The organism is Actinotignum vesiculae (assembly GCF_051267215.1).
Taxonomy (GTDB): Bacteria; Actinomycetota; Actinomycetes; order Actinomycetales; family Actinomycetaceae; genus Actinotignum; species Actinotignum schaalii.
This window is the reverse complement of record NZ_JBOZGG010000001.1, coordinates 244183-268221: the sequence shown is the minus strand read 5'-3', so window position 1 is coordinate 268221 and position 24039 is coordinate 244183. Positions and strand designations below refer to the sequence as shown.

At 65.0% G+C, this 24039-nt stretch carries 24 protein-coding genes; 5 read left to right on the top strand and 19 right to left on the bottom strand.

What is annotated here, in order from left to right:
* Positions 1–219: hypothetical protein (locus tag ACRQHG_RS01220; RefSeq protein ID WP_435719362.1), on the top strand; the 219-nt coding region annotated here is incomplete at its 5' end.
* A gap of 513 nt (positions 220–732) precedes the next feature.
* Here the strand turns inward: ACRQHG_RS01220 and ACRQHG_RS01215 are convergent.
* From ACRQHG_RS01215 to ACRQHG_RS01200, 4 genes are all read right to left on the bottom strand, one after another.
* Entirely contained in the window at positions 733–1437 is a 705-nt protein-coding gene (locus tag ACRQHG_RS01215; protein ID WP_143231862.1) for a hypothetical protein, read from the bottom strand.
* A gap of 10 nt (positions 1438–1447) precedes the next feature.
* Entirely contained in the window at positions 1448–1582 is a 135-nt protein-coding gene (locus ACRQHG_RS01210; RefSeq protein WP_257960031.1) for a hypothetical protein, read from the bottom strand.
* A 463-nt stretch (positions 1583–2045) separates the two neighbouring features.
* On the bottom strand, positions 2046–2342 hold the full coding sequence (gene groES / locus ACRQHG_RS01205; RefSeq protein ID WP_016443059.1) for a co-chaperone GroES: 297 nt from the start codon (positions 2340–2342) through the stop codon (positions 2046–2048).
* Positions 2343–2606: 264 nt separating this feature from the next.
* Positions 2607–3437: an aldo/keto reductase gene (locus ACRQHG_RS01200; protein ID WP_087070555.1), complete on the bottom strand. Its 831-nt coding sequence runs from the start codon at positions 3435–3437 to the stop codon at positions 2607–2609.
* Positions 3438–3529: 92 nt separating this feature from the next.
* On the opposite strand from ACRQHG_RS01200, the gene ACRQHG_RS01195 reads away from it, so the two are divergent.
* Complete coding sequence (locus tag ACRQHG_RS01195; RefSeq protein ID WP_435710931.1) at positions 3530–4771, top strand: THUMP-like domain-containing protein; 1242 nt, start codon at positions 3530–3532, stop codon at positions 4769–4771.
* Here ACRQHG_RS01195 and ACRQHG_RS01190 read toward each other — a convergent pair.
* The 6 genes from ACRQHG_RS01190 to ACRQHG_RS01165 are packed head-to-tail and all read right to left on the bottom strand — an operon-like array spanning position 4743 to position 10505.
* Positions 4743–5459, bottom strand: a complete 717-nt coding sequence (locus tag ACRQHG_RS01190) for an ABC transporter permease (protein ID WP_435710933.1) — start codon at positions 5457–5459, stop codon at positions 4743–4745. The genes ACRQHG_RS01195 and ACRQHG_RS01190 overlap by 29 nt on opposite strands.
* The gene (locus ACRQHG_RS01185; RefSeq protein ID WP_435710934.1) at positions 5456–6202 is read right to left on the bottom strand and encodes a hypothetical protein; all 747 of its coding nucleotides are present in this window, start codon (positions 6200–6202) and stop codon (positions 5456–5458) included. The genes ACRQHG_RS01190 and ACRQHG_RS01185 overlap by 4 nt, the downstream gene beginning before the upstream one ends.
* A 6-nt stretch (positions 6203–6208) precedes the next feature.
* Positions 6209–7192 carry an ABC transporter ATP-binding protein gene (locus ACRQHG_RS01180; RefSeq protein WP_435710935.1) on the bottom strand — a complete coding sequence of 328 codons (984 nt, stop codon included), beginning with the start codon at positions 7190–7192 and terminating at the stop codon, positions 6209–6211.
* 50 nt (positions 7193–7242) lie between these two features.
* Positions 7243–8283: a tRNA (adenosine(37)-N6)-threonylcarbamoyltransferase complex transferase subunit TsaD gene (tsaD, locus tag ACRQHG_RS01175; RefSeq protein ID WP_026428257.1), complete on the bottom strand. Its 1041-nt coding sequence runs from the start codon at positions 8281–8283 to the stop codon at positions 7243–7245.
* An 18-nt stretch (positions 8284–8301) separates the two neighbouring features.
* On the bottom strand, positions 8302–9504 hold the full coding sequence (locus ACRQHG_RS01170; RefSeq protein WP_435710936.1) for an AMP-binding protein: 1203 nt from the start codon (positions 9502–9504) through the stop codon (positions 8302–8304).
* 23 nt (positions 9505–9527) lie between these two features.
* Positions 9528–10505 (bottom strand): 1,4-dihydroxy-2-naphthoyl-CoA synthase, encoded by a 978-nt coding sequence (locus tag ACRQHG_RS01165; RefSeq protein WP_284889242.1) that lies wholly within the window; start codon positions 10503–10505, stop codon positions 9528–9530.
* A 118-nt stretch (positions 10506–10623) separates the two neighbouring features.
* Between ACRQHG_RS01165 and ACRQHG_RS01160 the strand changes: the two genes are divergently transcribed.
* Together ACRQHG_RS01160 and menD are read left to right on the top strand one after the other, a co-directional pair.
* Positions 10624–11613, top strand: a complete 990-nt coding sequence (locus ACRQHG_RS01160) for an o-succinylbenzoate synthase (protein WP_435710937.1) — start codon at positions 10624–10626, stop codon at positions 11611–11613.
* Positions 11610–13349, top strand: a complete 1740-nt coding sequence (gene menD / locus ACRQHG_RS01155) for a 2-succinyl-5-enolpyruvyl-6-hydroxy-3-cyclohexene-1-carboxylic-acid synthase (protein ID WP_435710939.1) — start codon at positions 11610–11612, stop codon at positions 13347–13349. Before ACRQHG_RS01160 ends, menD begins: the two co-directional genes overlap by 4 nt.
* Positions 13350–13392: 43 nt before the next feature.
* On the opposite strand, the gene ACRQHG_RS01150 is transcribed toward menD, so the two are convergent.
* The 6 genes from ACRQHG_RS01150 to ACRQHG_RS01125 all read right to left on the bottom strand — a co-directional run bounded on the left by ACRQHG_RS01150 (position 13393) and on the right by ACRQHG_RS01125 (position 19798).
* Entirely contained in the window at positions 13393–14832 is a 1440-nt protein-coding gene (locus ACRQHG_RS01150; protein ID WP_435710941.1) for an isochorismate synthase, read from the bottom strand.
* Positions 14833–14899: 67 nt separating this feature from the next.
* On the bottom strand, positions 14900–15505 hold the full coding sequence (locus tag ACRQHG_RS01145; protein WP_435719361.1) for a GNAT family N-acetyltransferase: 606 nt from the start codon (positions 15503–15505) through the stop codon (positions 14900–14902).
* 7 nt (positions 15506–15512) lie between these two features.
* Entirely contained in the window at positions 15513–16229 is a 717-nt protein-coding gene (gene tsaB / locus ACRQHG_RS01140; protein WP_087070548.1) for a tRNA (adenosine(37)-N6)-threonylcarbamoyltransferase complex dimerization subunit type 1 TsaB, read from the bottom strand.
* The gene (gene tsaE / locus ACRQHG_RS01135) at positions 16226–16753 is read right to left on the bottom strand and encodes a tRNA (adenosine(37)-N6)-threonylcarbamoyltransferase complex ATPase subunit type 1 TsaE (protein ID WP_257960033.1); all 528 of its coding nucleotides are present in this window, start codon (positions 16751–16753) and stop codon (positions 16226–16228) included. The genes tsaB and tsaE overlap by 4 nt, the downstream gene beginning before the upstream one ends.
* Before the next feature lie 50 nt (positions 16754–16803).
* The gene (gene alr, locus ACRQHG_RS01130; protein WP_087070547.1) at positions 16804–17997 is read right to left on the bottom strand and encodes an alanine racemase; all 1194 of its coding nucleotides are present in this window, start codon (positions 17995–17997) and stop codon (positions 16804–16806) included.
* A 130-nt stretch (positions 17998–18127) separates the two neighbouring features.
* Positions 18128–19798, bottom strand: a complete 1671-nt coding sequence (locus ACRQHG_RS01125) for a bifunctional ADP-dependent NAD(P)H-hydrate dehydratase/NAD(P)H-hydrate epimerase (RefSeq protein WP_435719360.1) — start codon at positions 19796–19798, stop codon at positions 18128–18130.
* Positions 19799–19929: 131 nt separating this feature from the next.
* Here ACRQHG_RS01125 and coaA point away from each other — a divergent pair, with 131 nt between their 5' ends.
* Entirely contained in the window at positions 19930–20970 is a 1041-nt protein-coding gene (coaA, locus tag ACRQHG_RS01120; RefSeq protein WP_101595389.1) for a type I pantothenate kinase, read from the top strand.
* A gap of 111 nt (positions 20971–21081) precedes the next feature.
* Here coaA and glmM read toward each other — a convergent pair whose 3' ends face one another.
* The 3 genes from glmM to rplM all read right to left on the bottom strand — a co-directional run bounded on the left by glmM (position 21082) and on the right by rplM (position 23785).
* Positions 21082–22428, bottom strand: a complete 1347-nt coding sequence (gene glmM, locus ACRQHG_RS01115) for a phosphoglucosamine mutase (RefSeq protein WP_087070546.1) — start codon at positions 22426–22428, stop codon at positions 21082–21084.
* A 380-nt stretch (positions 22429–22808) separates the two neighbouring features.
* The gene (gene rpsI, locus ACRQHG_RS01110) at positions 22809–23297 is read right to left on the bottom strand and encodes a 30S ribosomal protein S9 (RefSeq protein WP_016443070.1); all 489 of its coding nucleotides are present in this window, start codon (positions 23295–23297) and stop codon (positions 22809–22811) included.
* 44 nt (positions 23298–23341) lie between these two features.
* Positions 23342–23785, bottom strand: coding sequence for a 50S ribosomal protein L13 (rplM, locus tag ACRQHG_RS01105; protein WP_087070545.1), 444 nt, complete (start codon positions 23783–23785; stop codon positions 23342–23344).
* Positions 23786–24039: the final 254 nt, after the last annotated feature.

The following is a 24039-nucleotide window of genomic DNA, read 5'->3' as shown; positions in this document are numbered from 1 at the left end:
TTCTCCTACGGCAAGGCCGGTGACCAGATCTTCGTTGGTGATTGGGATGGCGATGGTAAGGATACCTTCGCGGTCCGCCGTGGTAACCAGGTGTTTGTGGCGAACTCGCTCAAGAGCGGGAACGCTGATATCACCTTGCATTATGGCCGGGCTGGTGACCAGATGCTGGTTGGTGACTGGGACGGGGATGGTGTTGATACCCCCATCGTCCGCCGCTAACACAGCACTGTTTGCAACCCGCTAACAAGTAACGCCCGCGGGATCCTGGCCCACCGGCCAGTATCCCGCCCCGGGCAAGCGAAAGGGGAGGCCCCGGAATTTCCGGGCCCTCCCCTTCCTTCATTTCAGCCGGGAAACAAAGTGTGCGCGACAGACAGTTTTCCTCTGTCGTTCTGCCTTGCCGCCGCGTGCTTGCTAAATATCCCCGTACCAGATTACTTATTCTTACCCAAATGCTCGATTCCCTTAGTGATCACAGATGCGACTGCATAGATCCCTAAACATAACATGGCCAAGTAAATCATGTCGGAGTGCCCCATCAGGCTCATAACCGCGAAAATAACGCTGAGCAAGGCGACGATGAGCTCCAAACCGACTAACGCATATTCAACTAGCTGAAGCACTGTTCTTTCACTTCCTCAATCCCAAGCAATTCAGTCCTCAATTCTACCTGTGAAGCACAAGCGCCACCGAAGAGCTGGGAGCCCAGCTACGCCGCAATTAACTGCCGAGCTAACCTCGGTCCTCTTGAGAATGTGGATCTGAGTGCGCATCAGGCTGCTCCGCGCCGTCGGGCTCGGCGCGCGGCGCAATAAAGTTCACGCGATGCGGCCGGAATTCGAAGCCGCCCGGCTTGACCGTAATAATCGGACTGGTGTCCTCCGGTAAGCCGAGCCGCTTGTGGCGCTCGGCCGCTCTGCGCCGAGCTATCTCCCGCCGCTCTATGCGGGTTTCTATAATGAGTTCTTGAAGCGCTTTCTTGGCTTTCAGGGTGGCTTCTCTCTCCTCTGCTATGGTCAAGCCGGATTTCCACTGCCGTATCCCGATCACCTCAATGATCGCGACCGCGGTAGCCAGGCCACCACAGATGAGTGCCTGCCGGGAGTTCCACGTCAGTGCCAGCGTGACAAGAAAATAGACCCCTGCGAAGAACGCAATCCGGCTCAGCGGAGGAAGCCATCCTCCCGGGTGGGGATGATGATACCTTTGCTGTTGCCACAGGTGAGGGATGGTCGAAAGGAATTCAACAGCCACGGTGCTCAGCACCACGATGAGCAGCAGTGCGAAAAAATTCACCTGATGAGGGAGGAACAACCGGCTCAGCGCCAGCGCAATCACAATACCTATTGCGGTCAGCGTGCCAACGATGAGGTGACCGCTCCACGACTGGCGGAAAGGCACCGGCGTCCAATCCGGATCCGGAGAAACACGAACCATGGTTGTCCTTTTAGCCGAAGCATTCGGCTACAACACCCTCTAAACCGAGAAGCACCTCAAGGAAACTAGCACCCTCTTCTCCGATTTCAACGAACGCGCGCTTGTCGAAAATAGCTTCCCAAATTCCTGAAATCGATCCGTACATTCGCCCTCGTTCATTCCCTGTATTCCTTTCGTTGCACCACCGTCTTTGGTGGCGAATTGCCCAGCCCGGAAACGCGGGCGGAGATCTCCATTCAGATACGCCTCCAGTTAACCAGTTATTTCTAGTACCACAACACCGTCATTTGTCGGTATTTCACACTGACGTTCGTCGGTAGAAAAGCATCGTTTCAAGACAGTAGGTTATTGGTACCGCCCAGTTTTCAGTCTTCCCCTGGGTATGAGACCTGTTCCCGATGGCGATCACGATCTGTGGAAATGCCTGTAACCAGAGGTGGCGCACCGGGTTGTGGCAGAGCCGCCGAACGCAAGGTTATGCAAAAACGTGGTGGGGCCGGCCCAAACGAGCCAGCCCCACCACGTACTACGCTGCCGCCGAATCGCGGCGCTACTAGCTACCGCAAAAACGGCGCTGCCTAGCGCTATCTAGCGCTGCCTAGGTGATGTTACTTTTCCACCACGGCGAGCACGTCACGCGCGGAGAGGATGATGAATTCATCCCCGCCGTACTTGACTTCGGTGCCACCGTAGCGGGAGTACACCACAACATCCCCCACTTTGACATCCATGGGAACGCGGTTGCCCTTGTCATCAATACGGCCCGGGCCCACCGCCAGAACGGTGCCCTCCTGGGGCTTTTCCGAAGCGGTATCGGGAACGATCAGACCGGAAGCGGTGGTCGTTTCTGCTTCAGCTTGACGGATAACAACGCGATCCTCAAGCGGCTTAATGGAGACCGACATGCGGCTCCTCCTTACTTCTCAACTCGTGCACTACAAACGCGCTCAGAACCGGGACCCGCCGTCGCGGGGGCCGGGCCCGCACTAAGCACAAGCCGTAGCATGAACTACGTCCGCTATTAAAGGTAAGCCGCACTTAGCACTCAGTCAAGGTGAGTGCTAAGGATTTGCGAAAAGCGAAGTTTCTCGCACGGCGCGCGCTCGTCCGCAGGGCTCCGGGCACTCACACCTACCGCGCCACACCCACGCTCGCGCCGTTTCGCGCGCCTAGTTCACCTCATCGGGATGGGAGCTCACCCGCCCGGCTTCCCCGGCATCCAGCCCGGCAATCGCCTGCATTTCCGCGGCGCTGAGCTCGAAATCGAAGAGGTCGATATTCTCCTCCATACGCGCCCGGTGCGTGGTTTTCGGGAAAACAATATGCCCGCTTTGCAGATGCCAGCGCAACGTGACCTGCGCGGCGGTTTTCCCGTGCGCGCGGGCCGCGGCCGCAATCGGCTCCAGTTCATCAAGCCCGTACTTAGACTGCCCCAGCGGCCCCCACGCCTCGATCTTGATATCGCGCGCGGCGCAATACTGGGAAACTTCGCGTTGCTGGAAACGCGGGTGCAGCTCAACTTGGTTCACGGCCGGTACGACGCCGCCATCAGCCACGATGCGATTGAGATGCGCAGGTTGGAAATTGGATACACCCACCGAACGGACCAACCCGGCCTCCCGGAAGCTCACCAGGTCCTTCCACGCCTCCCCGTACAGCCCCTGCTGCGGTGCCGGCCAGTGAATGAGATACAGATCCACGTAATCAAGCCCCAGTTTCTCCAGGGATTGCGCCAGCGCGGCCGGGGCATCGGCCTGCCGGTCATTCCACAGTTTCGTGGTGATAAAAAGTTCCTCGCGCGGGATACCGGAGGCCGCAATCGCGCGCCCCACCTCGGCTTCGTTGCCGTAAATGGCTGCGGTGTCAATATGCCGATAGCCGGTGGCCAGCGCCTCGCTCACCACGCGCTCTGCCTCCTGCGGCTCCACCAGGAAAACGCCGAAGCCGAGCTGCGGGATGGTGTGCCCGTCGTTCAATGTCAATGTCGGAATATTAGCCATATCACATAGTGTGCCAGGCGCGGGCAGCTCGCGCCAGGCACTCCCCCAGACGCGTTAGGCCCCGCCCGCCCGGGCACGCTAGGCTTGGAAGCGTGGAACAGCTCGACGTCGCCCACTGGCTCACCTCCCCCGCCGGGCAAGCCCTCCTCGCCACCATGCCGGCCCATAACGTGGCCGATGCTTTCAAACTCTCCACCGAACTGCGCGAACGCGGCCTCACCCCCGAGCAAAGCTCCGCTCTGCTCACCCAGACCCGCCTGCGCGATGCCGCCCGCGCCAAATTCGGCGAGCGCGCCACCCGCATGTTCTTCACCGACGCCGGCCTCCAGCAATCCACCCGCGCCAGCGTGGCCCGCCAGCACGCCTCGGTCTTCCAACGTGCCGGCGTGCGCGAAGTGCTCGATTTCGGCTGCGGGATCGGGGCGGATTCCCAGGCCTTCACCGACGCCGGCCTGACCGCCCTGGGAGTGGAGCGTGACCCGGTTACCGCTCATTTCGCGCAGGCTAATGCCGGTTGCGCCGTCGTACCAACAGACGGATACGCCCTGCTCGGTAGCTATGAGAGCCGCGAGGGGCTGTGGCTCGACCCGGCGCGGCGCGATGCGCGGGGCAAGCGGATTTCGCATCCCGAGCACTGGCAGCCGGCGCTCAGCGATGCCATTGCGCTGGCGCGCGAATTCCGGGTGACCGGGATTAAGCTCGGGCCCGGGATTCGCTGGGCGGATTTGCCCGCCGATGCCTTCGTCGATTGGGTGAGCGTGGACGGGGACCTCGTGGAGGCGGTGGCGTGGTTTGGGACGCGCGATCCGGGGCGCGGCGCCACGATCCTCACCGAAAAGCCCCGGCGCGAGGAGGGCGACGACGCCGCCACTTCCGCCACCGGGAACTTGGTCGGCTACTATCGCACCTGGCGCGGGGATCCGAGCCAGTCCGCCGCTTCCCTGCCGGCCCGGCCCCTGGATGCGTACCTGTACGAACCGGATCCGGCGCTTATGCGCGCGGGCGGCCTCGACCAGGTGTGTAGCGATTTTGATTTGGCTCCGATTTCGCCCGGGCTGGCGTATTTGAGCGGCGACGCCGTCGCCTCCCCGCTCCTCGCCCGTTTCAAAATACTGGACGTGCTCCCGCTGCACGCCAAAACCGTGGCTGCCGAGCTGCGCAAACGCGGCGTCGTGCGGGCCGAAATCAAAAAACGCGGAACCGATATTGACCCGGCGCTCTTCCGCAAACAACTCAAGCTACACAAGAACGCCGGGGACGGCACCGCCACCGTGATCCTCACCCGGATCCTCGGCGAGCATCGCGCTATCGTCGCCGAACGCGAAGGGTGGTAGGCAGTACCCACACCAGGCACGCGAGCAGCGCGGCGACCGCCAGCCCGTAGGGGTTGAGCGCCTCGAAATCCACGAAAGCCCCGCGGATGCTCTCGATCACGTAGGTGGCCGGGTTGAGGGAAGAAATAATCCGTGCCCACTGCGGAAGCAGATCCACCGGGTAAAACACGCCGGAGAAAGTCAACACAATCCCAATCGTGAAGGACGTATTGACGAAGGAGCCACCCCGCGCGCTTTGCAGCGCAGCCCGCGCCCCGCACGCAAGCACGCCCACAATGAGCACCGCCATCCCGCAGGCGAAACCGAGCGTGGGAGTGAAACCGCCGCTCGTCGCGGGAAGCAGCACGCAGAGCACCAGCAGGCTTTGCAGGAAAGCGATAACGAACTGGGTGACGGCCTGGACGAGGGCGTAGCGGCGCAGCCCACCCGGTGCAAGCTCCACCAATTCACGTTTGCTCTCATCAAGATCCATGCGGGCTTCGTAAGCCGCCCCGAGGATCGTATTCATCACGATATTCGAGACGAAAACGGAAACCACCATGAAGCGGGACAGGTTCCCGCCGGCCACCGTGCCGGCGAAGACCACGAGCAGCACCCCGCTGAGCAGCGGGCGGGCAAACATGGCCAGGGTATCCCACGGGCTCCGCCCGAGCACCCGGGCGTAGCGGTAAAAGAACGCTGCCATCATCCGCGGTCACCTCCGATCAAGCCCAGCACTTTGTATTGCTGGGTGGCGTGATGCACCCACCACAATCCCAGGGCCGCGAAGGCCAGGGCGAGCGCGCCCGCGAACGCGAGGTGCTCGAGGCCGGCTCCGCGCAGGAATTCATTGAGGTGAGCGGTGGGAAGCACCGCGGTGAGGGGCTCGATATAGGCGCCCAGCGCCGCAATCGGGAAGAGCACCCCGGAGAGGATCATGAGGGCATCCAGGGCGAGGTTGGCGATATGGAGGATGCGGCCCCATTTCACTTCGCAGCCGAGGATAAAAGCCATGCAGGCCATGGTGACCGGGATGCTCGTGGCCAGGGTGATACCGAGGGTGAGGGCGTGCACCGGGAAACCCAACACCAGGGCGATCACCAGGGAACTCACGCAGGTGGTGAGCAGGTAGACGGCTTGCAGGCCGCCCGCGAACCCGAGCATCCAGGGGATAATGCCACGGTCGGTGAGCAGCAGGGTATCCAGCCGCGCCGAGGAAATAACCATCTGCGTCCACACCAGGGCTTGGAGGGCGCACGAGGCAATGAACCCCCAGGCCAGGTTTGTATAGAAGAACCATTCGGTATCGGCCGGGCGCAGGAAAGTTCCGCCCATGAGGAAGAAGGGCAGGATCTGAGCCACGGGGACAAGCAGGAGCAGTTTCACTTTCGCTCCCGGTTGCCGCAAGAGTTGTTTCGAGCCGTACACGGCGTGCGCAATCAGGGAACCCACGGGCGGCTACCCTTCGCTTTTCTGGCCGGACAGCAGCACGAAAGCATCGTTGAGGCTGGCCTGCGCTTTGGTGTAGGGTACCCCGAGCTCATCGATGAGCTGGGCATCCTCGCAGCCGTACACGCTGAGGAGGAACTGGTTTTCCGATCTGCGCATCCCGGTATGGTCCAGGCCGCGCTCAGCCAGCCGCGCGCGCAGTTCCTGCGCCTGCGTTTCGCTTTCCGCGGTGATGGTGTAGACCCGCTCCCCGGCTAGTTCTTTCATTTTCGCCGGGGTGGCATCGGTAATAATCCGGCCTTCGTTCATAAAGAGCACCCGGTGGCACAGGTCGTCGATCTCGTTCATGACGTGGGTGCACAGGATCATGGAAATCCCACCGGCTTGCAGGCCGAGCAACGCATCGTACACGCCTTGGGCCGCCGCCGGGTCCAGCCCGCTGGTGGGTTCATCCAGGAGCAGGAGCCGGGGCCGGGCTGCCAGAGCCCGCGCGATATTGGCCCGCTGTTTGAGGCCGGTGGAAAGCGTCATGACTTTGTCATGCTGGCGATCCGCCAGCGCACAAGCTTTCAGGGCTTGCTCGATAAGCTCAGCGCGCTCCTTCTTCGGAATCCGGGAAAGCCGCGCCATGTATTCGAGGTTTTCCCGCACCGTCAAGGTGCCGTAGAGCTGCTGGGCGTTTGTTACCAAGCCGATACTGCGCGAGAGCTGCTTGGCTTGTTTGGACTGTCGCGCTTGCGCGCTTTGTTTCGTTTGTTTGTTGTGCTTCTCGGTGCGGGCGAGATCGCTGCCCAAAACTTCGAGGCGGCTGGCCCGAGTGGGGGTCAGCAGCCCCGCCACGAGTTTCACCAACGTTGTTTTCCCGGCACCGTTCGGACCGATAATCCCGGTGCAGGTCCCCGCTGCTATATCAAGCTCGGGGATATTAACCGCAACGCGTTCCCCAAATTCTTTCCTGAGGTCGCGTATAGATATAACACTATTAAGAGGCATTCAGCTCCCACAACGATAGTTATGCCATGGGAGCTGCATTGCCCCCAGGTTTAAAAAGCTACCAGATCGAGGGGCATATTCGTGTCCACCGTAATATCGAGGGACGACGGCGCCCGCCCACTGACCGCCACGCTGTAGCCGAGGGCAGCAATCATGGCGCCATTATCGGTGCAGTAGCGCAGCGCCGGGATACGCACGTTGATCCCGCGTTCGGCTCCGCGCTGGGCGGCCAGTTCCCGCAGCCGGGAATTCGCGGAGAAGCCCCCGCCCACCACCAGGGTGTCACAGCCTTTATCTTCGCAGGCCCGCAGGGCTTTATCCGTGAGAGTATCGGTAATAGCTTCGGTGAATCCGGCGGCAATATCGGGAACATTGACTTCTTCGCCGCGTTCCTCCAGGCCCTCAATATAGCGGGCCACCGCGGTTTTCAGTCCGGAGAAGGAGAAATCATAGCGGTGGCGTGCCTTATTTTTCCCGCCTTCCAGGCCGCGCGGGAAACGAATGGCATCCCGGTTGCCGGTGCGCGAAAGTCGGTCAATATGCGGGCCGCCCGGGTAGGGCAGGCCGAGGAGGCGCCCCACTTTATCGAAAGCCTCACCGGCGGCATCATCCAGGGTGCCGCCCAGCTCCGTCACATCCCCAGCAATATCGCGCACATGCAGAATCGAGGAATGTCCACCGGAAACCACCAGGCCAATAAAGCTTTCCGGGAAAGGCCCGCTGGCCAGCTGATCCACCGCCAGGTGCCCAATAATATGATTAACACCGTAGAGCGGAATACCCAGCGCCAATGCCAGGGATTTCGCCGCGGAAACCCCAACGGTCAGCGAACCGATAAGCCCCGGGCCGGCGGTTACCGCAATCGCATCCAGATCGCCCAGGCCCACACCGGCCTTCTCCAGGGCCGCGTTCAGGGTGGGGACCATTTGCTGGAGGTGAGCACGCGAGGCAATCTCCGGGATAATGCCGCCGTAGCGGGCGTATTCGTCCATAGAGGTGGCGGTCACATCGGCCAGCAGCTCGCCGTCGCGTACGATCCCGATCCCCGTTTCATCACACGAGGTTTCGATTCCCAAAACTGTTGTACTCACGCCCGGCAATCTTACTCCTCACTTTTCCCATGTGGGAGTGCGCAGCATCTCCAGCGCGCGCAGGCGATCCACTTTCCCGGAGGCCAGCATGGGGATAGCTGCTTGCACCACCCGGCGCGGCGCGGCAGCCTTTCCGAGCCGCGCGCGCACGTACTCACGGACCTCCGCCGCGCGCTGTGCAAAAGGAAAATCAGCTTCCAGAATTACTCCCACGATCTGCCCCCAACGCGCATCTGCCACCGGAAGAACTTCCGCGCGCCGCACCCCCGGGAAACTGCACAGCACCTCGCTGACCTGCCGGGCATGCACCTTCACCCCACCGGAAATGATGACGTCATCGAGACGCCCGGCGACCTGCACCCTCCCGTCAATAACGCTCCCGGCATCATTCGTCACATGCCAGCGCTGGCCGCCACTCGTTATAAAAGCCGCAGATTCCGGTTCGTCCAAATATCCCGCGGCCAGCATTGGTCCGGATAAGTGCAGCCGCCCACCGGGGGCGGCCACCTGCACCCCGGGCAGCGGAATACCGTTATAAACGCAGCCACCCGCGGTTTCCGTCATGCCGTAGGTGGTCACCACCGGGAGCCCCAATGCTCGGGCACAGATAATGAGCGACGGCGCAGCCGCCGCCCCGCCCACCAATATCGCACGCAAGTTCCTCAAGGCCGTGGTACCCACGTGGCCGGATTCCACAATATCGGAGAGCTGGGTGGGAACCACGGATAGGAAGCCACCCTCCGGCATATCCACCATATCCGCGCCGCCATCATCGCGTAACGATACCCCGGGTGGGAGCACCACCGGATAGCTACCGGCCACGCAGGAGCGCGCCACCACCTGGAACCCGGCCACGTGATGCGCGGGCAGGGCCAGCACCCAGCGGCCCCGGCCCTCGAAGAATTCTGCGGTGGCGGCTTCCGAAGCGAGGAAAGCCCGGGCGGAGAGCCCGACCAGATGTCCCCTCCCCGTGGTGGAACCGGAGGTTTGCAAAATAAAATCAATATCCGGCCGCCACCGGATCCGCCCCGCCACCGCCGCCGCATCGACCGCAGCAACCGCCGCATCCGCCGCTACGCCATCCGAAGATGCCAGCGGCATAAGCGGGCGGTGGCGACCGGGTGCCTCCAGCCGCGCCGCTATCGCATCGTATAGCGCGCGTATACCGCTCCGGGAAGGAACAATAAACTCAATATCCTCCGGGCCAAGAACACTGGACATGCGCGAACCTCAACCCGCCTGTTTTAGAAGTAGCGCGGGTAGGGATCCCAATTGGGGCTGCGATGCTCGAGGAACGCATCCCGGCCTTCCTGGGCTTCCGGCGTCATATAGGCCAAACGGGTGGCTTCACCAGCGAAAACTTGCTGGCCGGCGATACCGTCGTCGACCATATTAAAAGCAAATTTGAGCATACGGATGCTTTGCGGCGATTTCGTGGCAATAATACGCGCGTACTCGAGAGCGGTTTCTTCCACCTGCGCGTGCGCCACCGCTTCGTTAATAACGCCCCAGGCCGCGGCCTGGTCCGCGCTGTATTCGCGGGCGAGGAAGAAAATCTCGCGAGCGCGCTTATCACCGGCCTGGCGGGCCAGCAGGGCGCTACCGTAACCGGCGTCGAAGGAACCCACATTGGCGTCGATTTGCTTGAATCGGGCGTGTTCGCGGGAAGCAACCGCCAGGTCACAGACCACCATGAGGGAATGCCCGCCGCCGGTCACCCACCCGGTGAGCGCCGCGATCACCGGTTTCGGGGTGGTGCGGATAAGGCGCTGGAGTTCGAGCACGTGCATGCGGCTGGCTTGGGCGTGGTCGATCTGGGCGCGGCGCTGAGCCACCCCGGCGCTGGAATCCGCGCCGGCCTTTTCGTACTGGTAGCCGTCCGCCCCGCGCACCCGCTGGTCGCCGCCCGAGCAGAAAGCGTAGCCGCCGTCGCGCGGGGAGGGGCCGTTTCCGGTGAGGATAATGGCGGCCACATCGGAGCTCATGCGCGCGTGGTCGAATGCCCGATAGAGTTCGTCCACGGTGAGCGGGCGGAAAGCGTTACGCACATCGGGGCGGTCAAAGGCGATGCGCACCACCGGGAGGTCCTCCCCCGCGGGCCGACCATCCACCTCCCCGCGGGAAATACCGCGATGGTAGGTAATATCTTCAAACTCAAAACCGGGGACCGTGCGCCAGCGCGCGGGATCGAATGTATCTGAAACCGAAGGAAGCATACTCATGGGGGACAGTTTAGCCGGCAGGCGCTAGTATGGGGTCTGTTTCACACTCTCGGCGGCGCGGAGCCCCGGCCTAGCGGCCCGGGCCCGCGTGCCGCACCGCGTACTTGTCAACGAGGCCATGCTTACTGAATTAGTCAATCCTTTCCCCGAGCTGTCCCGGGTGCTCGCCTATTCGATTCCGCTCAAGCGCCGCTTCCGGGGGATTACCGTGCGGGAGGGACTGCTCCTGGAGGGCCCGGCCGGCTGGGGTGAGGCCGCCCCGTTTTGGGATTATGACCCGCGGGAATCAGCCCGGTGGCTGCGCGCCGGAATTGAGGCGTCCACCCGGCCTTTTCCGCGCCCGCTGCGCAGTCATATCCCCGTGAATGTGACGATCCCGGTCACCACGCCTGCGGACGCGGCCCGGTTGGTTCGCAGCGCGGCCGGCTGCACCACCGCGAAGGTGAAAGTTGCCGATCCACGCTCGACTCTGCGTGAGGATTGCGAGCGGGTGGCCGCGGTGGCGGCGGCCCTCGGGCCGGGTGGGAAGGTGCGCGTGGATGCGAACGCGGCCTGGGATACCGATACCGCCATCCGGGCCATTACCGAACTTGACGCGGCGGCCCGCGCGGGCGGGCTGGCCGGGCTGGAATACGTGGAGCAACCCTGCAAGGAGATCGCGGAGCTCGCCCGGGTGCGCTCCCGGGTTGCTCCCAAAATTGCCGCGGATGAATCGATTCGCCGCGCGAGCGACCCGCTGGCGGTGGCCCGCGCGGGAGCTGCCGATATTGCGGTTATTAAAGTGGCGCCCCTGGGAGGAATCTCGAACGCGCTTGATGTTGCTCGCGAGTGCGGATTGGACGTGGTGCTGTCCTCTGCCCTGGAGACTTCGGTGGGGATCGCGGCCGGGCTGGCCGCGGCTGCGGCCCTTGATCGCCTCCCCTACGCCTGCGGTTTGGCCACCGTTCAGCTCCTGAGCGCCGATATTGTGCGCGAAGCGAAGCTGCCTCGCGCGGGCGTGATCGAATGCGGGAGGGCCGCCGTGGATACCTCGCAGCTCAGCGCGGCACCGGACTTGGCGGCGCGCTGGCAGCGGCGCCTGAGCGAGATGATGGAGTGGTACTCATGAGCATGATGAACGACGACGCAACCGCCGTGCATGCCCGCGATATTATCGGGGCGCTGATCGGTTCCGGAGTGCGCCATATGGTCATCTGCCCCGGTTCGCGCAATGCGCCCCTCACCTACGCGGCAGCGGCAGCTGAACGCGCCGGGCTGATCACCACCCACGTGCGAGTCGATGAGCGCAGCGCTGGCTTCTTCGCCCTCGGGCTGGCCCGCGGTGAGGTGCTCGCCGGGGAGCGCCGCCCGGTTGCCATTATCACCACGTCCGGCACCGCCGTCGCCAATCTTCACCCGGCCCTCGCGGAAGCCGATGCCACCGGATTCCCCCTCCTCGCGGTGACCGCGGATCGCCCCGCCTACCTGCGCGGTACCGGAGCCAATCAAACCACCCAGCAGGCCGGAATGTTCGCCACCGTGGTGCGCGCCCAGCTGGATATTCCGGCCTTCGGGGAGGAGAGCGCGGTGGTCGCGAACCAGGTGTGGCGTGCGGCCGCCCGGGCGCTTGGTGAGGGCGGGCGCCCCGGCCCCGCGCATCTCAATATTTGTTTGGACGGTAATCTTGCCGCGCTTCCCGCTCCCCCGCGGGTATGGACCGCGCCGCGCCGGATTGCCGCGCTGGCCCCTATGGGTACGGTGGGTGCGCCCTGGCCGGAGGTTCTGGACCGGGAGCTGGGCACCGTTATTGTGGCCGGGGATGATACCGGCAGCGGGGCGGGAATCGTGGCGCTCGCCACGGCGCTGGGCTGGCCACTGCTGGCTGAGCCGAGTAGCCCGGCGGCGTACGGGCCCGCGCTCAGCCACTACGTTTACTATCTCCAGCACATGCAGGGTATTGAGCAGGTGCTCCTGTGCGGGCATCCCACGCTTTCACGCCCCGTCACGCAGCTCCTCAAACGGGCCGATATTAATATTGTGGCGGTGGCTGACCGCAGCGGTTACTATTGCGATCCTTTCGGAACGGTTCGCGCCGTGCTACCGGCGCTGCCGCCCGCACCGGAAACTACGGGTACGATTCCACCGTTGTGGCGCGCAGCGGAGGAACGTAGCGCCACGATCATAAGCCGACGGCGCAGCCTAGCCACCCGCACCCCCGGCGCACCATTTGACCCCCTGCATATTGCCTGCACTATCTGGGATAGCCACAGCGAGCATCCCGAGAGCGCCCCGCTGCTCTTCGTGGGGGCTTCGGCTTCTATCCGGATCCTCGACCGCGCGGCGCGCACCCCGGCCCGCCCGCTCCGCGTTCTCAGTAATCGCGGGCTGGCGGGGATTGACGGCACCATCAGTTGCGCGCGCGGGCTGGCCACCGCCACCGGAGAGCCAGTGCGGGTGCTGCTGGGCGATCTCACCTTCCTTCACGATATGGGCGGGCTGCTCCGCGGGAGTCACGAGCCGGAGGTGGATCTGCAAGTCATTGTTCTCAACGACGCGGGCGGCTCGATTTTCGCCGGCTTGGAGCACGGTGAGCCGCAGCACGCACAGGATTTCGGGCGTTATTTTGCGACGCCGCAGCGCTGTGACATCGAGTACCTTGCCTACGGAATGGGAGCTGATTATCTGGAGGTGCGTAGCCTCGATCAGCTCGATGACCTCCTGGCGCGCCCCATCCGCGGGGTCTCGGTGGTCGAGGTGCGTACCGATATTCCGGATCTGCGCGCCCGGGATGCGCAGGTGCAAGCGGAGATTAGTGCTGCCCTGGGGGGCGTAGCTCACGCGATGCACGAGCGAAGCACCGCATGAGTTGAGCGCCGCGTGAGCTGAGCGTCCCGGCACGGTACGGGGCTTAGCGGCTTTCTGCCACCGCGCTGAGCATGGGGAGCATTTTCGCTTCGGTTTCCGCGAATTCTGCCTCCGGGACAGATTGCGGCATAATCCCACCTCCCGCGTAGAGCGTGATGAGGTTTCCGGTGATCTGGCCGCCGCGCAACGCGATCCCGAATTCGCCGTTGCCGGCCGCGTCCACCCAGCCGACAGGGCCGGCATACCGCCCGCGGTCCATATGTTCCACATCGGTGAGAATATCGCGGGCTAGGGCGGTGGGCTGGCCGCATACCGCCGCGGTGGGATGCAAAGCGAAGGCCAGGCCCAGCGCGGAATGCTCGCTGCGCCCGCGCACATCGGTCGCCAAATGGCACACGTTCGGGAGCTGGAGCAGCTCCGGTTGCTCCGGAATCTCCAGTTCGCTCGCTAAGGGACTAAGCGCGCTGCGCACCGATGCCACCGCGATTTCATGTTCGCGGCGGTCTTTTTCCGAGGCGAGGAGCACCTCCCCCTCATCCGCTGTCGCTGTTCCCGCGAGGACCCGGCAGGAAAACTCGCCCGCCCGGGTGCCAACCAAAAGCTCGGGCGTGGCACCCACCAGGCCGCGTACCGCGTATATCCAGCAGCTCGGATAGGAGCGCGCCAGGTGAGCGCATAGCAGGCGCGGATCGAAATCCCGTTGCGCCCGCAGTTTTTTATCCCGGGCCAGCACGACTTTGTCCGCTTGGCCCGCGCGGAGCATATCGCGCACCGTGGCCACCGCCGTGCACCATTCGCTTTCGCTTAGGCTCCCGCCTTCCGAATGTGTGGCCCCGCAGCCGGGGATGCTCGCTAATCCGGCGCGGCCCGCCGCGCGCACCGCCTCCCCGTCCAGGGAGTCCAAGTGCCGAGTCAGATCCTCACAATCCACCCCGATCACCCAGCTGGCCTCCTCGGTAATAACCAGGAGGGTTTCCGGGACCAGGAGCATTCCGCCCTGGAGAAACCCGAAAGATCCGAAGGCGAGCGGGAGTGCGCAGGGCAGCTCTGCGTCGTCGTACTTGTTCGTATCCGTGTGGCGGTTGTGCCTGGTTCGCTCAGTTCGCTCGCTGTGCCCGGTTCGCCCATTTCGCGCGGTTCGTGCGGTGTGCTGTGCCGCGCCGCTCAGCTGCGCCCAGCGTGCGGCCGCGCGTTCGAGAGTCTCCGGAGCCTCGCTTTCTACCGCCGTGTATTCGCCCCAGCCGAGGAGCGCCAAGTGCGGGCCGACCCACGCGCTGATATTCGGGGAGGGTGCGAGACCGAAAAGCTCCGGGCAGATCGGGAGGGGTTGGCGCAGCCGGTGGACCTCAAAACCGGCAAAATCCGCAACGTCCGCATCGTCCGCAAAGCCCGCGACGTCCGCGGCATCCTCACAGCCAGCCGCATCCGCATAATCCACAGCATCCGCGCTACCCGTCATATCCGCGCCGCTGCATTCCGCCATCCCGTTTCCTTTCCGCTTTCACTACGCTGTGCCGGCGGATTCTCCCGCGAGCCCGCAAAGGGATAGTTTAGGCCGAAGCGGCGGTTAATGAACAGCGCATAATCGTGGCGTCGCGCCCGTGATAGTAGCCCGGGCGCCGCCCAACCGCGGTAAAGCCGCGCGAAGCATAGAGTCCGGTGGCAATCGGGTCGTCCGAGCGGACCTCCAGGAACATGGTTTCCCCGCCCGCATCGCGCGCCAGGGTCATGAGGTCGTCAAGAAGCGCACCGCCCAGGCCCTGCCCGCGCACCGCCTGCGCGACCGCGAGGGTGAGGATTTCGGCTTCCACTCCCAGGCTCACCCCGCCGGCCGCCAGGATGGGCGGGTGGAGATCGTCAAGCGCATTAATAGAAGGAGCGTTTGGTGTGGCGGCTTCCGGCACGGCCGCAGCGGCAGTGCGCGGAAACGCCGCCGCTCCGCCGCGCTCCGCAACTTCCCGCGGGGGTTCCACCGTGTAGAGCAGGTAGGCTTCGCTGCTGGCCCGCAGCGCTTGCTCCCAGGCCCCGCGCGGCCAGGCTTCGCGCGCGCCAAATTGCGCGGCATCGAAACGCGCCAGGTCACGCGCCCAAGACGGGTCGGCCACCACGCGCCGCACCGGCACATCGCGCCAGTGCCGCGGCATCTCACTCCCCATCGCGCGCCTAGCTGCCGAGGTAACCGCTGCCCGCCGGCTGGGCCACGCCCTGCGCGATATCGGGGCGGCGCAAATATTGCGGCTCGGTATCGAGCGCCTCGCCCGCCGCCAACTTCGCGCCCGCGCGCGCCACCATGAGCTCCGGTTCGCATTCCACCACGCGCGCCCCGCTCAGTTCCGGATACATATCCCCATGGGATACGACGACGCTGGTATGTTCGCCGCGCAGCGCAGGTACCTCGGCCGGGCGGATAATGCGGGGGCCATCCGTGACGGTGAGTTCGCCGCGCGCCGCGCTCTGGGCAGCCGGTGCTACTTCTGCGCTCAGCACATACAGTTCCTTACGCCGGGCATCGATAACCGCGAGCGCGCGGGTAGCTCCCTCGCGCAGCGTGCCCAGGGCCCGCACTTCCAGGGAGGAAACGCCGTAGAGGGGCACATCCCAGGCGAAAGCGAGGGTGCGGGCGGTCACCAAGCCGGCACGCAGCCCGGTAAAGGCCCCGGGCCCGGTTCCCGCCACGATGGCATCGGCGCGTTCCACCCCGGCTGCTTCCAGGACTGCCTTGACCATCGGGGTGAGAGTTTCAGCGTGGTGGCGCGAATCCGGGGACACCTCGCGGGCCAGAGTGGCGATCTGCCCGGCGGCGCCGTCGTTCCCAAAATGTTCCACGCGGACCAGGCCCACCACGGATAGGTCGCTGGTATCAATGGTCAAAATATTCATGAAGCATTCTCCTGGTGGTACGAGGCGAGCAGGTCGGCGGCGAGCTGGCGCGAACGCGGGCCGGAAGCGCGCAGGCTGAGGGTGCGGGGCGAATCGACGTACAGGTCGAGCACATCGCTGCCGGCCGCGGCGCCGACGGGCCGTTCAATATCAATATCGAGGCGGTCATTGGTGAGGACCTCGGTTTTGCCTTCGCCCCATTCCACCACGGTGGCGGATTCTTCCAGGGAGGAATCCAGGTCCAGGGCGTCCAGTTCTTCCAGGGAGGTGAGGCGGTAGGCGTCCACGTGGACGAGGTCGGGGCCGCCGGCCCGCGAGCGGTGCACATTGGCGATCACGAACGTCGGGGAGGTGACGCGCCCGCCCACGTTCATGCCTTCCGCGATTCCGCGGGTCATTGTGGTTTTTCCGGCGCCCAGCGGCCCGTTGAGCATGATGAGGTCGCCGCCGCGCAGGAGCTTTCCGAGGGCGCAGCCAACGGCGTGCATCGCCTCGGCGTCCTCAATAAGGATCTTCTCAGTCACCGTGCTATTCTACGTCGCTTCGCGGGCGCGGGCGTAGGGCGTGCGGGTGCCTACTTCACGTACAAGCGCGGGACCCGGGCGGCCACGCGGGTAATAATCTCATAAGAAATCGTGCCGCTGGCCAGTGCCCATTGCGCGGCGCTCACTTCCCCGCGGGCCGGGTCGCCGAAGAGCACCACGGGGGTGCCGGCCGGCAGCGGCCCATCCAGGCGCACCACAAACTGATCCATGCACACCCGCCCGGTGATGGGCGCGCGCTGAGCGGCCGGCCCCTCCCCGACCGTCACATAGCCCTTATTGGACAGCGCCCGCGGAACCCCATCGGCATATCCGAGCGGTACGACGCCGAGCACGGCCCCGTCCTCAACAACGGCCGTGTGCCCGTAAGAAACGCCGGCGCGGTGGGAAAGCTGGCGGGTGGTGAGAAGCTCGGATTCCAGGCGCATGGCGGGGCGCAGGCCCAGGTCGGAGGCGAGGGTGCGGCGCGGTTCGGGGCTGAGCCCGTAGAGGATAATGCCGGGGCGCACCATATCGTAGCGGGCTCCCGGGTGCCAGAGCACCCCGCTGGAGGCGGAAAGGTGGGCCAGGCGCGGGGTGAGGCTGGCGCGGGTGGCGAGGCGGCGGGCTTCGTCGAAAACGGCGATTTGGCTGGTGGTGGCATCGCTATCCGGGTCATCCGCGCAGGCCAGGTGGCTCCAGATGCCAACGACTTCGAGGCGCCCGGCCTGTTGGTGTGTGGCGAGGAGTTGTGCGGCCGCGGGGATATCTTCCAGGTTGAAGCCCTCGCGGGTCATGCCGCTATCCACGCTCAGGTGAACCCGGGCGGTGTGGCCGGTAGCCTGAGCGGCCCGCGCCACCGCCTCAATCATCCAGGTATCCCCCACCGAGAGTTCAATCCCCGCTTCGAGTGCTGGGGCGAGATCACTATCGGGGGTGTAAATCCAGGAGAACACCGGGGGCAGGGCCGGGTGGCCGGCTAGTGCTTCACCTTCGGTAGGCTGCTCCCCCCATTCCCGGACCAGCGCGAGCGCTTCGGCAACTTGGGCAACCCCCAGGTAGTCCGCTCCCGCGCGCGCGAATGCGCGCGCGGCGGGAAGCAACCCGTGGCCGTAGGCATCACCTTTGATAACCGCCATGATTTTCTGGCCCGTGAGATGGGCCCGTACCCGGGTGAGGTTCTGCTCGAGCGCACCCAGGCTGATGGTAGCTCGGGAGGTGAAAACTGCGGGATCAAGGCTAAACATGGTGTTCTTCCTGTTGAGGCGCGGATAGGAGTGCGGGGCGGGACTGGCGAGCTGCGGCGCGCTGGTCACCTGCGGGCGAGCCGCGCTGCGAGCTGCCGGCCGCGGGCCGCGGCGCGGGCGTGCCTGTATTCTACGCGCCGCCCAGAATCTGGCCGATGACCTCCGGGATGCGCGCGGCGATCTGGGCTGCACTGATAGGCCGGCCCGGCGCGGGCGCGGGCTCCCCGAGCGCGCCCCGCGCCGGCGCGGCGAAAGGTGTTCCGGCCGCGAGCGCGGCAGCGCGGGCATGAACGTGCAGGGCAGCGGCCGCAATACGGGCGGCCGCCCCGGGTGCCAGGCAGGCAGTCGCAGCGGGTGCATCGATTGCGGTGGGCCCGCCCGCGCCATCTGCCGGCTCGGTGAGTTCAGTGTGCCCCGCAACCTCCGTGTGCTCGCCAACCACAGCGTGCTGAGCGAGCATGGCTCCGATGAGCCCGGCCAGCACATCGCCAGCCCCGGCCACGGCGCGCCAGCCCGGCGCCCCGCCCTGGGCGTAGCACTGTCCGCTCGGGCTGGCCACCACATCAACGGATCCCTTGAGCACCACCGTCGCCCCCAACCGGGCCGCCAGAGCCCGCGCGGCCGCCACCGGGCAGGACTCAATCACCGCGCGGCTAAAAGGCCTGCCATCCCCGTCGCGGAGATCCAGTTGCGCGGCGAGTAGGGTGGCTTCCCCGGCGTGCGGGGTGAGCACCACGTGCTCGCCGAACCGCACGCCCGCCCGCGCCGCCATATCGGCGATGGTGGGCAGAGCGCCGGCATCCACAACCACCGGGGACCCGTCTTTAAGCGCGGCGTGCAGGAGGGCCGGTGCTCCCGGAGGATCGCCCGAACCAACCGCGAGGGCCTGGATCCGCCCCGGGGCCGCCACCACTTCCGGATGCGCGGTGATAACCAGCTCCGCGACCTCATTCTCACCGAGGTAACGTACCATCCCGGGTCCCGCCGCGAGAGCGGCCGTCGTCGTTAATAAACCCGCACCCGGGTACTGCACCGAACCGGACACGATCCCCACCACGCCGCGGGTGTATTTGTGGTCGTCCGCGCCGGGGACCTGCCACAGGTCCGCCACATCGGAATCACCCAGGCGCAGCACGGATGGTTCGCCCAGGTGAGGGGCGAAGCCGAGCTCCACCACCTCGATGCGCCCCGCGGCCCGGCGGGCCGGGTCGAGCACCAGCCCGGCCTTGGCTGCTCCCATGGTCACGGTGAGGTGGGCGGAGAGGTAGGGGCCGGGCAGGGCGCCGTCGTCCGCCCCGATCCCGGAGGGAGTATCCACCGCGACCACGAGCGGTTCCACCGGGCTGGCCAGACGCTCGGATTCCAGCGCGGCAAGCCACGAAGCCAGCGGTTCGCGCGCCGGCCCACGCGCCCCGATGCCGAGCAGCCCGTCCACCCAGACGGCGCTGCGGCGCGCGAGCTCAACCGCCTGCGCCGCGCTGGCCTCGCGGATGAGGGTGCCGCCGGCGCGCTCCAAAGCCTGCGCCCCCGCGCGGTGATAAGCAGGCAGCGGAAGCGCCGCCACCACGGTGGCCCCGCGCCGCGCCAGATATGCACCGGCGTAGAGGGCGTCCCCGCCGTTATTACCCGCCCCGGCAAAAATCGCGATGCGGGTCCCGCTCACGCGGATGGAGCGACGGCGCAGCTCCCAAATAATCGCATTCGCGAGCGCCCGAGCGGCCCGGGCCATGAGCGGCTCGCCGGCCGCCAACAGGGGTTCTTCCGCGGCTCGCACGGTCGCGGCATCATAGGTACGCAACATACTGGTATGGTAACGCGCGCCCGCGCACCCGGAGCTGGGCCGGCGCGGTCACGAACCGCAAGCGGAGCCGCGCACCTGCGCCGCGATACCCGCGCCCGCGCACCCCGCCGCCCAGCTAGTAGGCTGGCCCCATGGAGTCCAACCGTCACCTCGTCACCTTCACGCACGACGAATGGAGCGCCCTCGCCAAGAACGCGCCCCTCCCCCTCACGCACACGGATGTGCGGCACCTGAAAGCCCTGGGCGACCCGATTGACCTGGCCGAAGCGGATGCTATTTACCGCCCGCTCTCCGCGCTGCTGCAAATGTACGCCCAGGAAATCGGCGATCTGCACCGCAAAACTTCGGATTTTTTGGGTTTGCGCGAACAGCGCACGCCTTTTGTGATCGGTATTGCCGGTTCGGTTGCGGTAGGAAAATCGACGACGGCGCGACTTCTCCAAGAGTTGCTTCGGCGCTGGCCCTACACACCCCGCGTGGACCTGGTGACCACGGATGGCTTCCTCTACCCCAATGCGGTGCTGGAAGAGCGCAGCCTCATGGACCGCAAGGGTTTCCCGGAATCCTATGATCACGCCGCGCTTCTTGATTTTCTGCGGCGGGTCAAATCCGGGGAGGACCGCGTGGAGGTGCCCCGCTACGATCACGTTATTTACGATATTGTGCCCGGTCAGCACCAGGTGGTGGCCCACCCGGATATTCTCATCCTGGAAGGGCTCAATGTGCTCCAGCCGCCACTGCTGGCAGCCGGCTGGCCGAACAGGAATGCCGGGGACGGCACCGCGGCCGGCAAGCGAGCTGATTCGCGGCCCGGCGCCCCCGCGCGCGTGACTCCCACGGATGCCGCTTTCTACACCGGGAACCTCACCGCCGTTTCCGATTTCTTCGACGTCTCGATTTACGTGGACGCTTCCCCGGAAGATCTGGAAACCTGGTATCTCTCGCGTATTTTCAAATTGCGCGACGTCGCTTTTAATCTGCCCGGCGCCTATTTCCACCAATTTGCGGATATGCCGGACGCCGAGCTGCGGGCCCGCTCCCTTGACATCTGGAACGCCATCAACCTGCCCAATTTGCTGGAGAATATTCAGCCCACCCGCGAGCGCGCCGATATTATGCTCTGCAAGGGCGCCGACCACCGGGTCCAGCGCATTCACCTGCGTAAGTTGTAGCCGCCCGGCCCATAGCTAGGCTGCGCCCCGGCCAGCAGCGTAGGCGGGCCGGGGCGCAAGCTACCTGGCGGCGGCGTCGTAAAAAATACTGCGCGGCGCGCACCGCAAAAGTTATAGCGCGAGGTTCGTGGCGACCACGTCCGCGAGTTCGTGCGCCACGGCGTCTGCCTCCTCCTGGGTGGCGGCTTCGACCATGACGCGCACCAGCGGCTCGGTGCCCGAGGGGCGCAGCAGCACCCGGCCGGTCTCCCCTAGGCGCTCCTCGGCCTCGCGGACCGCGCGCTGGACCTGCTCGTTTGTGGAAGCCGCGGCTTTATCCACATTTGGCACGTTGACGAGGATTTGCGGGAGGCGGGTGACCACGCTGGCCAGCTCTTTCAGGCTGCGCCCGGATGCCGCGACCTGCTGGGCGAGGAGCAGGCTGGTGAGGGAGCCGTCACCGGTGGTGGCTTTTTCGAGGGAGATGACGTGGCCGGATTGTTCGCCGCCCAGGCTGTAGCCCCCGCGGCGCATTTCTTCGAGGACGTAGCGGTCCCCGACCCCGGTTTGGATCGTGCGCACGCCGTGCTCCTTCATGGCCAGGAGCAGGCCGAGGTTGGACATGACCGTGACGACGAGGGTGTCTTTCGCGAGTTTGCCGGCGTCTTTGAGGGCGAGGGCGAGGATCGCCATGATTTGATCGCCGTCCACAAGCTCGCCTTCGTGATCGACCGCGAGGCAGCGGTCCGCGTCGCCGTCGAAAGCCACCCCGAAATCGGCGTCGTTATCCACGACCGCGCGCTGGAGGGCTTCCGGGTGGGTGGAGCCGCAGCCGTCGTTAATGTTGTATCCGGAAGGATCGGCGTTAATAACAATAACCTTCGCTCCGGCGCGGCGCAGCGCCTCGGGTGCGATAGCGGAGGTGGCACCGTTCGCGCAATCGGTGACGATGGTCAGGCCGTCCAGCCGGGTGGTGATCGCGGTGGTGAGGTGGTCGAGGTAGAGGCGATCCCCGAATTCCGCGGTATCGCTAATGCGGCCGATGCCGGCGCCGGTGGGGCGGCCCCAGTCCGTGCCGAGGAGTTCTTCGATTTCGTCTTCGAGGCTGTCTTCGAGTTTGAAGCCGCCTTTGGCGAAGAATTTAATGCCGTTGTCCTGCATGGGGTTGTGGGAAGCGGAGATCATGACGCCCAGGTCATAGCCGCCTTCCGCGGTGAGGAAGGCGATGCCGGGGGTGGGAATAACGTCCACGTGTTCCACGTCCACCCCGGCGCCGGCGAGCCCGGCCGCCACCGCCTGGGACAGCATCCCGCCCGAGACGCGCGAATCCTGGCCGATGACCGCGCGCGGGCGGCCTTCCCCGTCGAATTCGCGGGTGAGGACCCGGGCCGCGGCTTCACCCAATTTCACGGCGAGGTCCGCCGTGAGTGCGCGGTTTGCGAGTCCGCGGACGCCGTCTGTTCCAAAAAGTCGTGGCATTACTCAGCCTTTCGCCGGGGCGCGGCCGGTGCCGCACCTATGTGCTTCCCTCTGTTCTACTTCGCCCGCGGGGCCCGGAACCGGGGCGGCTGTGGAGCTTGTTGAAGCTGGCCGGCCTGGTTGGCACCGCGGGTGCGCTGTGTTCTACTGTAACGCGCGCGGCCGGCCGGCGGAAAAAGGAACGCGGGGTGGACGCGGGGTGGCCAAACGGCGCGCGGAGCACAGCGAACCGCGCACCGCGAACAGCAAACAGCGAACGGAGCACAAGCACCCCTCACACAAGCACCTCGAGCACGCCATATACAACAAGGGAGGCCCCGAAGTAGGACCTCCCTTGTAAAAACTGAGCGCTGCGCCGAAGTGGCGCATAACGCCGAAGCTTAACGCTTGGAGAACTGCGAAGCCTTGCGGGCCTTCTTCAGGCCGGCCTTCTTGCGTTCCACCGCGCGAGCATCGCGGGTGAGGTAACCGGCCTTCTTGAGGGCCGGGCGATTCGCTTCGCGGTCAATTTCGTTGAGGGCGCGGGCGATGCCAAGACGCAGCGCACCGGCCTGGCCGGAAATGCCACCGCCGTTGATACGGGCGATAACATCGAAACGGCCTTCGAGATCGAGCAGGGTGAAGGGGGACTTCACGAGCTGCTGATGGATTTTGTTGGGGAAGTAATCGGCCAGGTCGCGGCCGTTCACCTTCCATTCCCCGGAGCCGGGGACGAGCCGGACGCGGGCAACGGCTTCCTTGCGGCGGCCGAGTGCCTGACCCGGGACAGCGGCGGATACACCCTGACCGACCTTGGGGGTTTCGGTCTCTGTGGTGTAGGAGCCGCTGAACTCCTCCTCCACCTGGGTGTCAATTTGAGTTTCTGACATTGATGTAAATCCTGTTCCGAAAAAAGCGGCCGAACGCGACTCGCTTATTGGGCGATCTTCTTCAGCTCGTAAGGTTCGGGCTTCTGAGCTCCGTGCGGATGCTCAGCGCCGGCGAAAACCTTCAGCTTCTTCAGCTGCTGACGGCCGAGAGATGTGTGCGGAAGCATGCCGCGCACCGCCTTAATAACGGCCTGCTCGGGATTCGAGGCAAGGAGTTCGGCGTACGAGGTGGCCTTGAGGCCCCCCGGGTAACCGGAATGCCGGTAAGCCATCTTCTGCGTTGCCTTGCTTCCCGTGAGGGTCACCTTGCTCGCATTCGTGATAATAACGAAATCGCCGGTATCCATGTGAGGAGCAAAATTCGGTTTGTGCTTCCCACGGAGCAGGGCGGCAACCTGAGCTGCCAAACGCCCGAGGACAACATCGGTGGCGTCAATGATGTACCACTTCTTCTCAATGTCGCCGGGCTTAGGAGTGTACGTGCGCACGTGCGTAGCCTTCGTTTCTGATATTGGTTCCGAACATCCGCCGTGGTGGCGGGCGAAACCGTAACGGTCAAAAGTTAGATGTGCCCTTCACAGCGCGCGACGAGTGGGAATAAGCATCGCGCCGATGGTATGGACAACAACGCTCTATCATACCCGTAGCTCCTATGTCGGTCAAAGCTTTGCCGGCGCTGTGAGGTACTCCACCGGCGCTTTAGCGCGGGAAAGTACGACGACGCCGCACCGGCCCGCCGCCT

Excerpts from the sequence above, each read along its gene's own strand:
- alr (WP_087070547.1), bottom strand. The coding sequence starts at position 17,997 with ATGTTTAGCCTTGATCCCGCAGTTTTCACCTCCCGAGCTACCATCAGC.
- groES (WP_016443059.1), bottom strand. The coding sequence starts at position 2,342 with ATGTCGGTCTCCATTAAGCCGCTTGAGGATCGCGTTGTTATCCGTCAA.
- ACRQHG_RS01210 (WP_257960031.1), bottom strand. The coding sequence starts at position 1,582 with ATGTACGGATCGATTTCAGGAATTTGGGAAGCTATTTTCGACAAGCGC.
- ACRQHG_RS01125 (WP_435719360.1), bottom strand. The coding sequence starts at position 19,798 with ATGTTGCGTACCTATGATGCCGCGACCGTGCGAGCCGCGGAAGAACCC.
- rpsI (WP_016443070.1), bottom strand. The coding sequence starts at position 23,297 with ATGTCAGAAACTCAAATTGACACCCAGGTGGAGGAGGAGTTCAGCGGC.
- menD (WP_435710939.1), top strand. The coding sequence starts at position 11,610 with ATGAGCATGATGAACGACGACGCAACCGCCGTGCATGCCCGCGATATT.
- ACRQHG_RS01145 (WP_435719361.1), bottom strand. The coding sequence starts at position 15,505 with ATGGGGAGTGAGATGCCGCGGCACTGGCGCGATGTGCCGGTGCGGCGC.
- ACRQHG_RS01200 (WP_087070555.1), bottom strand. The coding sequence starts at position 3,437 with ATGGCTAATATTCCGACATTGACATTGAACGACGGGCACACCATCCCG.
- ACRQHG_RS01165 (WP_284889242.1), bottom strand. The coding sequence starts at position 10,505 with ATGAGTATGCTTCCTTCGGTTTCAGATACATTCGATCCCGCGCGCTGG.
- ACRQHG_RS01170 (WP_435710936.1), bottom strand. The coding sequence starts at position 9,504 with ATGTCCAGTGTTCTTGGCCCGGAGGATATTGAGTTTATTGTTCCTTCC.
- ACRQHG_RS01160 (WP_435710937.1), top strand. The coding sequence starts at position 10,624 with ATGCTTACTGAATTAGTCAATCCTTTCCCCGAGCTGTCCCGGGTGCTC.
- tsaB (WP_087070548.1), bottom strand. The coding sequence starts at position 16,229 with ATGAATATTTTGACCATTGATACCAGCGACCTATCCGTGGTGGGCCTG.
- ACRQHG_RS01190 (WP_435710933.1), bottom strand. The coding sequence starts at position 5,459 with ATGATGGCAGCGTTCTTTTACCGCTACGCCCGGGTGCTCGGGCGGAGC.
- ACRQHG_RS01215 (WP_143231862.1), bottom strand. The coding sequence starts at position 1,437 with ATGGTTCGTGTTTCTCCGGATCCGGATTGGACGCCGGTGCCTTTCCGC.
- ACRQHG_RS01180 (WP_435710935.1), bottom strand. The coding sequence starts at position 7,192 with ATGCCTCTTAATAGTGTTATATCTATACGCGACCTCAGGAAAGAATTT.
- coaA (WP_101595389.1), top strand. The coding sequence starts at position 19,930 with ATGGAGTCCAACCGTCACCTCGTCACCTTCACGCACGACGAATGGAGC.
- glmM (WP_087070546.1), bottom strand. The coding sequence starts at position 22,428 with ATGCCACGACTTTTTGGAACAGACGGCGTCCGCGGACTCGCAAACCGC.
- ACRQHG_RS01150 (WP_435710941.1), bottom strand. The coding sequence starts at position 14,832 with ATGGCGGAATGCAGCGGCGCGGATATGACGGGTAGCGCGGATGCTGTG.